The organism is Parafilimonas terrae, from assembly GCF_900115755.1.
Taxonomy (GTDB): domain Bacteria; phylum Bacteroidota; class Bacteroidia; order Chitinophagales; family Chitinophagaceae; genus Parafilimonas; species Parafilimonas terrae.
In genome coordinates this window covers 1-13107 of record NZ_FOXQ01000006.1, presented here as the reverse complement: position 1 = coordinate 13107, position 13107 = coordinate 1, and the positions used below count along the sequence as shown (strand labels likewise).

Genomic DNA, 13107 nt, shown 5'->3' with positions numbered 1-13107 from the left:
CCTGGTCAGACGCATTAAAGCGTCAGATCAATAGCCTGGATTGAATAAGATTATCAAAATAATCTGCCGCATATATTAACCTGCTGCCATACCAGCTAAACATTTCTCCATCAACCAACATAATTTTTACTGAAGGAAAAAGGGATTGTATTTCATCTGCCTGTTTTTGTTTGAAAGGGAAAGGTTCTGATGAAAGCAGCAATACTTCACAGTTCAGCGATTGCAGTTCTTCAATTGTTGTTTCGGGATAGCGCAATTTATCTGCAAACACATTTTCCAAACCGCAATACTGCATCATATCATGTATAAATGTATCGCCGCCTGCGGCCATATATGGCTTTTGCCAGATAAGATAAGCTGCCCTTCTCTCCTGTTTAACACTCTTTAATGCTGAAAACTTTTTGCTGATTAACGTTGCAATTTTGTCCGCGGCTTCATTTCTATGCGCAAGTTCGCCCACCTGCAAAATCATATTCAGTGCATCATTAAGATTAAGAATATCGCTTACATAAACGTTTGTAAAATTTTGCAAGGCCTCAACCTGTTCTTTTACGTTTTCCTCTTTATTGGCAATTATAAGATCAGGTTTTAATGACTTTATTTTTTCAATATTTATATTTTTCGTGCCGCCAATCCTTGTTTTTGTTTTAAACCATTCACCAGGATGCACACAAAATTTTGTAATGCCAATTACTTCTTCATTCAAACCTAAATCATACAATAATTCGGTTTGAGAAGGAACAAGTGAAATAATTCTTTCCGGCTTTTGTTTCATACCTGCCGAAGATAAAAATTCAATGCAAGGATGTATTGCCATTATGATTTTTCTTTGCAGCTATAATAATTTTATAATGCAGATAAACAGGTACATTGATCACACCATATTAAAGCCAACCACTTTAATTGCAGATATAGAACGCTTATGCAGCGAAGCCAGGCAATATAATTTCGCCGCCGTTTGTGTGCCGCCGCCGTTTATTAAAACGGCTAAAAAATTATTGGAGAATACAACAATAAAAACAGCAACGGTTATTGGTTTTCCGTTTGGTTATTCGGCTATTGAAGCCAAACTTGCCGAAGCTTTGCTGGCCATTGTTGATGGTGCGGATGAACTGGATATTGTAATAAACCTTATTGCACTTAAAAATAACGACTGGCAATATCTTGCCAATGAAATCAATCATATTTTACCTGTGGTTAAGCAAAATAATAAAGTAATTAAGCTGATAATAGAATCCGGCGTTTTAACCGATGAAGAGATCATACGCTGTTGCGAATTGTATGCGCCTGCAGAAGTTGATTTTCTAAAAACATCAACCGGCTATGCAGAAAAAGGCGCAAGTGTGCATGCTATTGAATTAATGCGCAAACACCTGTCTCCGCAGGTTCAGATAAAAGCTTCAGGCGGTATTAAAACTTACGCATTTGCCAAAGAATTAATTGATGCAGGAGCCACACGCATTGGATGCAGCAGCAGTGTGCAGATAGTATCGGAGCAGGATTAATAAAGTACTTAAATTCCTGCTAAACCCATACTTTATCAGCAATGGTTCCAGCAGAATAAACATCAGCGTTTTGTATTTATCTTCGGCTGTAGTTTTTAAATGGTTGACGTTCGGGGCAGAACGTTCATTGAATACCAGCCCATCGCCAAGCCTTAACGTTGGCAGTAAGCCTAAAAGACGACAGTGCAAACTTAAGCATGCAACCAAAACATAAACGAATTAACAAAGTAAACCATTTTGACAGGTGAACTATATATACATATTTCAATTTGCCAACTTACCTATAGGAAGAATAAATTTGACATATTAACAAGACACTGAAAGAATTAATGCAAGGAAAACAACTCAGAAAATTAGAAGCTGAACTTTGGAGAGCAGCAGACCAACTTAGAGCTAACAGTAAACTGACTGCTTCGGAATACTCAATGCCCGTGTTGGGACTGATATTTTTACGACACGCATACAACCGCTTTCAGAAAGTAAAAATTGAAGTTGAAAAGGATTTGCCTGTGCATCCGCAACGAGGCAGACGACTTGTGACTAAAAAAGATTTTGAGGAACGAAATGCTATGTTCCTGCCCGAAAAGTCGCAGTTTGACTATTTGGTTGCATTGCCCGAAAGTGCCGACACAGGTGAAGCGATTGACAACGCAATGAAACTGATTGAGGACGAATACGACAACCTTAAAGGTGTATTGCCTAAGAACTTCTCCATATTCAGTAAAGACCTATTGCGAGAACTGCTACGGATTTTCAATAAAGAAGTATTGCAAAAAGCCGAAGGCGATTTGTTCGGGAAGATTTACGAATACTTCCTCAACAAAAAAAGAAAAGCGATAAAGTATTAATGCTTGACGCAAGGAAGATTTACCGCAAAGTAACCAGTAAGGTAAACGACTTTAGCCCCGAGCAACTGCAAAACCTGATTTGCATTGTAAACCTGTATAGAGGCAATGCACAAAAATTTGAAAGCACGGTGCAACGCTATCTGCAAACGGCAACCAATTTAGCCAAGGAAACAGCCGAAGCAACCACCGAACTGCAAAAGCAATTGCAGAAAGTGTTGAAAACCGTTACCAACTTTGCAACCAACTTCGCCAAAGAAAACAAGGAAGCTAAATCCTTTGTAGATGCGTTGAACATTGAAGAAATTGCAAGCATTTACGAACAACAAAATGCTCTTGTACAGGCTGCCCTTGTGGTTGCCCCAGATATTAAAGATTTAGAAAGCATTGCTCACTTGTGCAAAGCATTAAGAAAGCCGCAAGACAAACTCATTAAACAGTTGTTGGACTCCATTGGAGCAGCCGCTAAAGAATACCAACTCAGCAAAAACAAGGATTGGAAAGAGCTGAATTTAAAAGAGCAACTTGACCAACTGAAAGCTCTGCAACAACAACTAAGCGGCAATCACGATGAAGAAGAACCCGGACTGCTGCACGAAACAGAATATTTCTACAAACAAGCCCATTGGCTCACCAGCCGTTTTCCTGATGGCGTTTATACCGATGTGGAAGGACTGTGCAAAGTAGTAACCCAAAAAGAAATAGAAGCCAAAGACTGGAGCCTAAGCCCGGGCAGGTATGTAGGCGTGGACACTACCACCGATGATGACTTTGACTACGAAGAACGCCTGAACGAAATACATATTGAGTTGGAAGGTTTGAACGAAGAAGCATTCAACTTAGCAAATCAAATTCAGAACACGATTAAAGAGATTATTTGATGGACAAGATTATAGAAGATGACATTGATAAATTGACTCACCGAATTATTGGTTGTTCAATGAAAGTGCATTCAACCTTAGGCAATGGTTTTCAAGAAGTCATTTATCAGAGAGCTTTAGCAATAGAATTTGCTTATGAGGGTATTTCTTTTCAAAGAGAATTGGAGATGCCAATATTTTATCGTGATGAGCAAGTTGGGACAAGAAGAGTTGACTTTTTTGTGGAAGAAAAAGTGATGGTAGAATTAAAGGCAATCGAAAAGTTGGAAGGTGTGCATAAAGCTCAGGCAATTAACTATCTGGAAGCCTTTCACATTGCAGACGGGCTTTTGATAAATTTCGGCAATACCAGCTTGGATTTCAAGAGGCTCTACAATAAAAAGATAATTACAAAGGATAACCTTAAATACAAAAGTGAATGAAAAATCTTGTCTATCCCGTAATCCAAAAAAATCGTGTTCAGACAACTATTTCTGAAAACTATAAAGAGTTGGCGATATGAAGTGGGAGAAAGTTGAGATAGGAAAAGTTGCAAAGGTGATATCAGGATTCGCTTTTAAGTCAAAAGATTTTCAACCCATTGGCACTCCTATAATAAAAATTAAAAGTATCAAGGATGAAAATATTGTCTTAGACGAAAACGATTGCGTTGATTCAGCTATTGAAGTTCCCACAAGATTTCATTTGAGCAAAGGCGATATATTAATTTCACTCACAGGCTCACATATCACACTTCCTTCATCAGTTGTTGGAAGGGTTGCAAGATATAGACACGAGACAAACTCCTACTTAAACCAAAGAGCAGGAAAGTTTATCAATATTGATAATGAAAGATGCTCCAAGGATTACTTATTCTATTTTCTGTTACAGAAAGAAACATTAACAAAAATCGCCAACAAAGCACAAGGAGCAGCGAATCAAGCAAACATAAGTCCTACTGATGTTGAGGGAGTTGAAATTAAACTTCCCCCACTCCCCATGCAACGCAAAATCGCTTCCATTTTATCGGCTTATGATGATTTGATTGAGAATAATTTGAAGCGGATAAAGTTGTTGGAGGAGAAGGCGTTTTTGAGGTATAAGTTGATAGTTCAAAATGAAAAATTGGAGGAATTTACCATTGAAGAATTAGCGAATGTTGTAATGGGTCAAAGTCCTACTTCTGATACATATACCAATGAAAAAGATGACAATTTGCCTTTCCATCAAGGGGTATCTAATTTTTCAAACTATTTCGTAGAACATAAAATCTATTGCAATGCACCAATTAAAATTGCTGAAGAAGGTGATATATTGTTTTCAGTAAGAGCACCAGTGGGGAGAATAAATTTTACAAGTGATAAAATTTGTATTGGTCGAGGTTTGTGTGCTTTCAGGAGTAAAAATGGTTTCCAAAACTATTTTTATCATCAATTGAAAGAGTTCTTTTTTGCCGAAGATGTTATTGGTAATGGTGCAATATTCAATGCCGTTACAAAGGTCGAATTGATGAAAGTAAAATTGAAAACCCCAAGCAAGAAAATACAGAAAGCATTTGAAATTGAAGCACAACAGATGTATAACTTGATTTTGAACTTAACAAAACAAAACACCAAACTCCGTGAGGCACGGGATATATTGTTACCTAAACTAATGAACGGACAAATAGAAGTATAACGAATGAGTAATGAAATAAACATAGCGCCTAATTACTTCATCTTTGGTAACAAGCCACCAGGTGAGTATGAAGATTCGTTTTGGGATACAAGTACAATACTTGAAACGAAAGAGTATTATTTTACTACCAACGACAACCTTACTTATAAACCTAAAAGAGGCGATGTAATAATATTTAAAGAATTTAATACCAAAATCTATTGGGGGCAAGCTGTTATAGATAGCGACAAAGAAGAAGTGAAGCAAGATGCTGATGTAGTAATTCGCTTTAAGCTAAAAGACGTAAAAATATGGCTGTATAAGTTAGATACAGATGCCGTTTATAATTCACTATCAAACAAAGACACAAGAGCCAGAATAGTTAGTATTACTAAAACTGATTTCAATTTAATAATAAGTACAATGGAAAGTAAAAGTCCTTTATCAGTCGAAAGACAAACCCAAATAAAAGCCCTTTGGGAAAAATATAAGTTAGAAACAAAGGCAGAAGATAAAGACTTCAACAATAAAGAAATTGAAACCTTAATTGCACAGTGGCAGCAATACAAGGATAAAATAACAAACGGCACCTTGAGTTTGGATGACTACACCAATATACTTGGCAATGCCTCGGCTACTATGCCCGGTGGTTACTTGTGCAATTTTTTAGAACGCACTACCAGAACCGTTTTAGGTTCTTCTAAGCCCGGCACGGCTTTTAATTTTGAAGTAAAATTAAATAATGATAACATCACTTATTACATCTTAAAGCAGAATAAACAAAATGCTTCAAGAGCAGAAGCAGAAAGTCATTTTAACGATAACATTAAAGGCTTACTAAAAAGTATTGTATCGGAAACCGACCCCTTGGCAAAAATTCGCATAGTGGAAGATGCTACATACAGTGCCAAACAGATATTGATGAAAATGGCCGTGTTAGACAACCTGAGCGATTTTCTTTATATCTACTCCACTCAGTGGCTCGAAGAATTGTACAACGATTTTATTGATGGAGATGCCGAAGGCATTTTCACCAAGAACCATCAGGTTTGTTTGGTAGCAAAAAAACTGTTAGCCGTAAATGAACAAGACAAAGGCGAACTCATTTTGTTATCTCGCTTTTTGTGGCGGTATGTGAATGCCAAAACAATTGCCGATACCGACAACCCGAATGTAATTATGTATGGACCTCCGGGCACAGGCAAAACCTTTACAGTAGTTAACAATCTTGATTTTGTAAGTCAAGGCGATAGTTCCCGTTATGAAGTACTGCAATTTCATCCTTCGTTTACCTATGAAGATTTTATAGAAGGCATCAAACCTAAAGGGGTTTCACAGGATGGAAATATCCGTTTTGAATTGGTGAATGGCGTTTTCAAAAACTTCTGTATCAAAGCAAAAAACAATCCTGGCAAGGCATTCTATTTTGTGGTAGATGAAATCAATCGGGCTAATCTATCCTCGGTATTTGGAGAAACCCTTTCGCTTTTAGAAAAAGATTATCGCCACGATGGAAAAGGTTCTAAAAACCTGATTAAGACCCAATATTCGGCTTTAATAGAAGATTTGATCAGAGAAGATGATAAGTACAAATCCTTAGCTTATGCCATTGATAATGGAGAAGTGAAATTTGGTGTACCTGAAAATGTGTTTTTTATTGGTATGATGAACGATGTGGACAAGAGTATAGATGCTTTTGATTTAGCACTTCGCAGAAGATTCAAATGGATTAGAAAAGATTGCGACTATGAAGTGGTGGAAGAAGAAACCCGTTTTAAACGCAAAGAAGATTTCAGCAACATTGGTCAGTATATCAAAGCCTGCGAAAAGTTGAACAACTATATTTCCAGTGATTTGGGTTTAGGGAAATCGTATGAGTTTGGTCATTCCTTTTTTATGAAAATGAGTGATATAGCCAAACGCAAAGAAATCACTCAACATAATCTGGAAGTGCTTTTCAATTTGTACTTACGTCCAACTTTGAAAGAATACCTGCGGGCAGTTTTTGCAGAAAGTGAATTAGACAACAAACTGAATGAGGCTTTGAACCGATTTAAAGAAACATTGAAATAAAATGAGAATAAGCGTACCTGTCAATCATAATTTTTACGAAGAAGCACCCATCCGCGAATCGGCTTTGGGTGAAGCTTTTGCTGTAAAAAAGGCAGGCGTTAAACATTTGCAGCAAGAACTCTTTTCATCGGTTTATGAATTAAAACTTAGAGCAGAACAGCTCAAACAAATCAGAATATTCAATTTCAAACGCAGCCGTTTTTTCGAGCCGGATGAAGAACGATTAATTCTAAAACTATATTCCAAAGAAAAACTTGAGCAGGAAAAAGAATACATCGTTCAAACAGGATTGTATGCCGGAGTGCTGTTTCATAAAGGCTGCAAAATAAACATCACTACAAAATATGGCGATGCATTCTTGAAGCGAATGCTCAACTTCGTAAATGATATTTATGTGGACAACGAGCAGGTAAAAGCAAAAAAAGACGAAACAGAAAATCAGTTTTTGTTTATAATCGCTTACCTTTTTATACAATCGTTGGAAAAGGCAGCGGTATTGGGTTTGCCACAACACTACCAAAAACATCAGGAACGCAGCCACAAAGTAAGAGGCAGTATAGATTTTAATGAATTTTTAAAACGAGATATTCCATTTCAGGGAAAACTCACCAGCACGTTTAGAGAGAGAATGTATGTGCAGGAAATTGTAGACGTGCTATACCTTGCTCTGAGGAAGTTAGAACGAATTTTTGGCAAGGAAATACACAGCCGATTACTTGGGCTGAGCCAGTTATTAAAACAACAATATTCAGGCAGATTTGCCAGCTACCAAACCATTCAAAAAGCAAAAGCACATCAAACCATCAACAATCCAATGTATAGCGGATTTAAGAAGGTGTTGGATTATGCCGAAATCATTTTGCTGGATAAAGACTTGATGCCCGACAACGAAAAGCAACAAATGGCTACCACAGGCTACTTGTTTGATATTGCCGAGTTGTATGAATTGTATCTGGAGAAACTTTTAAGCAGGAACTTCCCGGATTGGACGGTTAGTGGACAAGAAGAACTACTTATCTATCAACACCAGTTCTTTAAGCGACCTATGTTTCCTGATTTGGTAATGAAGCACAGGCCAAGTGGAAAAGTTGTTGTGTTCGATGCCAAATTCAAAAAAATGGAAATGAGAAATGAAGATGTGGACAGAGCAGATTTGCATCAGATACATTCCTATTCGGGATATTACAAAAACTATTTAAAGGCCAGTGGTTTGATTTATCCGCTATCCAAAGAAATCAATACGGATATATCTCATTCAAAATCCATTTATGGTATTGATGATAACCAAGTCCAATTTATTATTGATGGAATTTATGTTTCAGAAAATCACTCAATGCAAGAATTAATAAAAAATGAAGAGGCTTTTGTGGGTAGGCTTTCTTCAATAATCAACGACAACTAACTATGACTTGGGAATACTCAGAAGATTATTTAATAGAGCAAACAGCGATTGACCGATGAACAGACAACAAGCCGAAATACAACTCCAAAGACTGTTTGGCTTCAAGCAGTTTCACGATTTGCAATGGCAGGTGATTGAAAATCTGTTGGCAGGAAGGCGTGTGTTGTTTATTGAGAAAACCGGTTTTGGAAAATCACTTTGTTTTCAGTTTCCGGCTACTCAATTAGATGGCGTAACTATCGTATTTTCTCCGCTTATTGCTTTAATGCGAGACCAGGTGAGGAGCATGCAGGATAAAGGTATTCGTGCTGCTGCTATCAATTCCAATCAGGACGCTGATGAAAATGCTGGCATTATTGCTAAAGCCCAAAACAACCATTTAGATATTCTCTACATCGCCCCTGAACGCATGGAGAATGCCACATGGATAACCGCTGCAAGAGAAATGAAAATCGCCATGGTGGTAATTGACGAAGCACATTGTATTTCCATGTGGGGTCAAAGTTTCCGTCCCAATTACCGAAGGATTGTAAATCTTGTTCGTTTATTGCCGAAGAATTTTCCTGTATTGGCAACGACCGCCACAGCCACACCAAGAGTACAGGAAGACATTATCGAACAAGTCGGCACAGATTTGATTCCCATTCGTGGGCAATTGATGCGTTCGAATATTCGCTTATTTGTGGTGCATGTAGAGAGTGAAGATGAAAAATTCTTTTGGTTGGCTGAGTATTTACCCAAACTGAAGAAAACAGGAATAGTGTATACCGGAACACAAGCTAATACAGATATTTTCTCAAATTGGTTACAATTTCTCAAATTCAATTCGGCCGCTTACAGTGGTCGTTTGGATGCAGAAAGTCGGATGCGTGTAGAATCAGACTTTATCAATAACAAAAATGATTGCGTGGTTTCCACCAATGCCTTGGGAATGGGAATAGACAAACCCGATATTCGATTTATCATTCACACCCAAGTGCCGCAATCGCCTATTCATTACTATCAGGAAATCGGACGTGCCGGACGTGATGGACAAGAAGCTTTTGCAATTCTTTTGTATAATCCGCATGAAGATGCCGAATTGCCAAAAGCGTTTATTGATGGAAGCAAACCGGCTGTATCAAAGTATGAAAAGGTGATTGCTGTAACCAAAAAAGCGTTGTTAGGCAGGAACGAAATCATAAAAGCAACTAACTTAAAACAAACGCAGTTGGGTGTTATCCTTGCTGACCTGATTGACCAAAAGATTATCAATGAGCAGATAGCAGGCAAAAGCAAAAAATACTTTTTCAATCCTGATGCTCCGGAATTAGACCTTTCCGCTTTTGAAACACTGCGAAATGCTCAGAATCAGGAATTAGAAAAAATGCTTGAATACACAGGTATTTCGACCTGCAGGATGCAATACCTGTGCAATTATCTGGGTGATGAAAGGCAGGGAGCTTGTGGCGCTTGCGACAATGATACTCGACAACATATGCGTGTTGTACCCACAGAAGCTATGAAACAGCAATTGCAGGAATTCAGAGAAACCTTTTTTCCTGTATTGGAAGTGGAAACGCAGCGAAGCAATATCGTAAATGGTGTAGCTGCATCCTATTATGGTGTTTCCAATGTGGGAGCTGCACTTAGGCATTCAAAGTACGAAGGTGGTGGGGATTTCCCTGACTGGCTGCTTCGCTTAACACTAAAAGCATTCCGAAAATATTACGGAAACACAAAGTTTGATTTGATACTTTATGTTCCGCCAACTGAATCAGGTGAGTTGGTGAAGAACTTTGCCGAGAAAATTTCCCGGACGCTGAATATTCCGATTTCGCACAAACTGGTAAAAACAGCAGCCACTTCGCCACAAAAAGTATTTCAAAGCGGCATTTCCAAAAAAGACAATGTACACGGGAAGTTTGCCTATCAAAATCCTGAGGAAATTTTAGGAAAAAGTATTTTACTGATTGATGACATCTTTGATAGCGGTTATACCATCAAAGAGATTGGACAATATTTGACCAACATTGGAGCTACCACCATTGCACCGCTTGTAATTGCAAGAACTGTGGGAGGCGACATTTAAAAAGAAGAGAAATGAACGAATACATTGATAAAACATATTGGATTGCAGTAGCACATTTGCCCAAGTGGTCGGTTGAGCGAACTAATCGCTTTATTATTCAAATCATCCACGAAAACAAAATGTCGTGGGCTGATTTCTTTGCCTTAGACAAAAAAGGATGGAAAGAATTATTTGCCTTTACAGACAAAGAATTGGCAGATTTGCAGTATACTAAAGCCGATATGCCAAGGTTAGCTTTTATCGCAGAACAATTGCAGAATGAAGGCTTTCAAATTATCCCCATTAATTCTCCCGATTATCCGGTGATTTTAAAAGAGAACTTGAAAATTAAAAGTTCACCACCCGTTCTTTACATCAAAGGCAGAAAAGGCTTGCTTCAGGAAGATGCAGTAGCAATTGTAGGTTCCAGAAAAGCAGGAGATAAAGCATTATTGTTTACTGATCATGTGGCAAAGAAAAGTGTAAAAGAATTTAAAGTTGTAGTGAGTGGCTTTGCTAAAGGAGTTGACAAACAGGCACTGGACAGCACGATAGAAGCCAATGGAAAGAGTATCATTGTTTTACCGCAAGGTATCTTAACCTTCCAGTCCGGTTTCAAAAAATACTATGAGCCGATTGTTAATGGTGATGTTTTAGTATTAAGTACATTTTTCCCAAAAGCTGGATGGGATGTGGGTTTGGCAATGGCAAGAAACGCCTATATCTATGGTTTGGCTAAAGAAATTTATGTAGCAGAGTCTGACAGCAAGGGTGGTACTTGGGAAGGAGCAATGGATGGACTAAAAAGGGGTAGAAAAATCTATGTTCGTTACCCTGAACCCAAGGAAAAAAATGCCAACCTGAAATTGGTTGAATTAGGAGCATTGGCGGTAAATATGGACGGTGATGTTGTAGATTCAAAAATAAAAGCACCAACTAAATTGTTTGAACCTGCACAAAAAAATGAAGTACATGAACCAACAACTAATTACGAAAATGGTAAAAGAAACATTGAGAAAGATATATTGGAATTTTTAAATAAAGGAACATATACATCAAAAGAGATTTTGCTTGGATTGAAACTGGATTGGGACAGCAGGAAATTAACCAGTTTCTTGAAGAAGAACCCGAATATTAAAACGATTGCCGGCAAACCTGCAAAATTTACCAGAACCGATGTAATAGCACCAACCTTATTCGGATAGCATGACTTGGGAATACTCAGAAGATAATTTAATAGAACAAACAGCGATTGATTTATTTTTCAATCAGTTGGGTTGGGATACGCTATTGGCATACAACAAAGAAGGCTTTGGCGAAGGCAGCACCTTGGGTAGACTGAACAAAAAAGAAGTAGTGCTCAAAAAGATTTTCTTTGATAAAATAAAGGAGTTCAATCCTAACTTACCCGAGCAAGCCTACAATCAAGCATACGAAAAACTTATTGAAGAAAGCATCACCAAGTCATTAGCCGAAATCAATTTTGAGAAACACCAACTATTAAGAAATGGAATTCCTGTTGACTTCATCAACGAAAAAGGCGAACAGGTAAAAAACAAAACACTCAAGGTTTTTGATTTTGACAATGCCGACAACAACAACTTTTTAGCCGTTCGCCAACTATGGATTCAGGGCAAAAGCAATCGTGAACGCAGACCCGATATAATCGGTTTTGTAAATGGCATTCCGCTTTTGTTCATAGAACTGAAGGCAGCACACCGAAAATTAGAGAATGCCTACAACGATAATTTTACGGACTACAAAGATGTAATTCCAAAACTCTTTCATTACAATGCTTTTGTACTATTGAGCAATGGCATTGAAAGTCGCATTGGAAGTGTAACAGGCAAGTATCAGCATTTCCACGAATGGAAACGCATCACCGAAGAAGATGAAGGGATAGTTGCCTTAGATAGAATTATTGTAGGTGTTTGCGAAAAGAAACGCTTTTTAGATTTGTTCGAGAACTTCATTCTGTTTGATAATTCATTGGGCAAAGTGATAAAACTCATTGCCCGAAACCATCAGTTTATTGGCGTAAACAAAGCCATTGAAAACATACAGCACAAAGAGCAACTCTACAAACTGGGCAAAATCAGTTTAGAAGAAAAGCAAAAACTCGGTGTATTTTGGCATACGCAGGGAAGCGGAAAATCATATTCAATGGTTTTCTTCTGCCAAAAGATTCACCATAAATTTACAGGCAGTTACACTTTTCTGATTGTTACCGACCGTAACGAATTGGATACACAGATTTATGGCACATTCAGCGGAATTGGTGCAGTGCCGCAAGTAAAAGCAGGAGCCAAAGATTCACTGAAAGCCAACAGCGGAAAGCATTTAAGAGAATTGCTCAGTTCCGAACACCGCTATTTGTTTACACTCATTCACAAATTCAACTTTGAAGAAGAAATAACCAAACGGGATAATATCATTGTCATTTCTGACGAAGCACACCGAACACAAGGCGGAAATTTAGCAATGAACTTGCGAAACGCTTTGCCAAATGCTTCATTTATCGGTTTTACCGGAACACCACTTTTCAAAGACGATGAAATTACCAAACGGATTTTTGGGGATTATGTTTCCCGATACGATTTTAAACGAAGTGTAGATGATGGTGTAGGCTTCCCATTTTCAGTACGAATCAAAAGTAGATTTTAAATCAGTTGATTGAATATTATTATTAGTATTATAACCGGATGTGGTAATGTGG

General features: G+C 37.9%; 11 protein-coding genes. 10 read left to right on the top strand and 1 reads right to left on the bottom strand.

Annotation, left to right across the window (positions count from 1 at the left end; translation table 11 throughout):
• Nucleotides 1-22: 22 nt before the first annotated feature.
• A complete protein-coding gene (locus tag BM015_RS10865) occupies nucleotides 23-817 on the bottom strand; it encodes an ABC transporter substrate-binding protein (RefSeq protein WP_090658237.1) in 795 nt (264 codons plus the stop codon).
• Nucleotides 818-851: 34 nt separating this feature from the next.
• On the opposite strand from BM015_RS10865, the gene deoC reads away from it, so the two are divergent.
• The 10 genes from deoC to BM015_RS10815 all read left to right on the top strand — a co-directional run bounded on the left by deoC (nucleotide 852) and on the right by BM015_RS10815 (nucleotide 13055).
• Nucleotides 852-1505 (top strand): deoxyribose-phosphate aldolase, encoded by a 654-nt coding sequence (gene deoC / locus BM015_RS10860; protein WP_090658776.1) that lies wholly within the window; start codon nucleotides 852-854, stop codon nucleotides 1503-1505.
• A gap of 329 nt (nucleotides 1506-1834) precedes the next feature.
• Nucleotides 1835-2353 (top strand): type I restriction-modification system subunit M N-terminal domain-containing protein, encoded by a 519-nt coding sequence (locus BM015_RS10855; protein WP_090658235.1) that lies wholly within the window; start codon nucleotides 1835-1837, stop codon nucleotides 2351-2353.
• A gap of 128 nt (nucleotides 2354-2481) precedes the next feature.
• Complete coding sequence (locus BM015_RS10850) at nucleotides 2482-3231, top strand: type I restriction-modification system subunit M (RefSeq protein WP_143075823.1); 750 nt, start codon at nucleotides 2482-2484, stop codon at nucleotides 3229-3231.
• A complete protein-coding gene (locus BM015_RS10845; RefSeq protein ID WP_090658232.1) occupies nucleotides 3231-3653 on the top strand; it encodes a GxxExxY protein in 423 nt (140 codons plus the stop codon). The genes BM015_RS10850 and BM015_RS10845 overlap by 1 nt, the downstream gene beginning before the upstream one ends.
• Before the next feature lie 76 nt (nucleotides 3654-3729).
• Entirely contained in the window at nucleotides 3730-4887 is a 1158-nt protein-coding gene (locus BM015_RS10840; protein WP_090658230.1) for a restriction endonuclease subunit S, read from the top strand.
• Between the two features lie 3 nt (nucleotides 4888-4890).
• On the top strand, nucleotides 4891-6939 hold the full coding sequence (locus BM015_RS10835) for an McrB family protein (RefSeq protein WP_218148478.1): 2049 nt from the start codon (nucleotides 4891-4893) through the stop codon (nucleotides 6937-6939).
• Between the two features lies 1 nt (nucleotide 6940).
• The gene (locus BM015_RS10830; protein WP_090658228.1) at nucleotides 6941-8341 is read left to right on the top strand and encodes a 5-methylcytosine restriction system specificity protein McrC; all 1401 of its coding nucleotides are present in this window, start codon (nucleotides 6941-6943) and stop codon (nucleotides 8339-8341) included.
• Between the two features lie 55 nt (nucleotides 8342-8396).
• Nucleotides 8397-10412 carry a RecQ family ATP-dependent DNA helicase gene (locus tag BM015_RS10825; protein WP_090658226.1) on the top strand — a complete coding sequence of 672 codons (2016 nt, stop codon included), beginning with the start codon at nucleotides 8397-8399 and terminating at the stop codon, nucleotides 10410-10412.
• Nucleotides 10413-10423: 11 nt separating this feature from the next.
• Complete coding sequence (locus tag BM015_RS10820) at nucleotides 10424-11596, top strand: DNA-processing protein DprA (RefSeq protein WP_090658224.1); 1173 nt, start codon at nucleotides 10424-10426, stop codon at nucleotides 11594-11596.
• 1 nt (nucleotide 11597) lies between these two features.
• Complete coding sequence (locus BM015_RS10815; protein ID WP_090658222.1) at nucleotides 11598-13055, top strand: type I restriction endonuclease subunit R; 1458 nt, start codon at nucleotides 11598-11600, stop codon at nucleotides 13053-13055.
• Nucleotides 13056-13107: the final 52 nt, after the last annotated feature.

Coding starts and splice junctions, on each gene's coding strand:
- BM015_RS10865 (WP_090658237.1), bottom strand. CDS start 817: ATGGCAATACATCCTTGCATTGAATTTTTATCTTCGGCAGGTATGAAA.
- deoC (WP_090658776.1), top strand. CDS start 852: ATGCAGATAAACAGGTACATTGATCACACCATATTAAAGCCAACCACT.
- BM015_RS10855 (WP_090658235.1), top strand. CDS start 1,835: ATGCAAGGAAAACAACTCAGAAAATTAGAAGCTGAACTTTGGAGAGCA.
- BM015_RS10845 (WP_090658232.1), top strand. CDS start 3,231: ATGGACAAGATTATAGAAGATGACATTGATAAATTGACTCACCGAATT.
- BM015_RS10840 (WP_090658230.1), top strand. CDS start 3,730: ATGAAGTGGGAGAAAGTTGAGATAGGAAAAGTTGCAAAGGTGATATCA.
- BM015_RS10835 (WP_218148478.1), top strand. CDS start 4,891: ATGAGTAATGAAATAAACATAGCGCCTAATTACTTCATCTTTGGTAAC.
- BM015_RS10830 (WP_090658228.1), top strand. CDS start 6,941: ATGAGAATAAGCGTACCTGTCAATCATAATTTTTACGAAGAAGCACCC.
- BM015_RS10825 (WP_090658226.1), top strand. CDS start 8,397: ATGAACAGACAACAAGCCGAAATACAACTCCAAAGACTGTTTGGCTTC.
- BM015_RS10820 (WP_090658224.1), top strand. CDS start 10,424: ATGAACGAATACATTGATAAAACATATTGGATTGCAGTAGCACATTTG.
- BM015_RS10815 (WP_090658222.1), top strand. CDS start 11,598: ATGACTTGGGAATACTCAGAAGATAATTTAATAGAACAAACAGCGATT.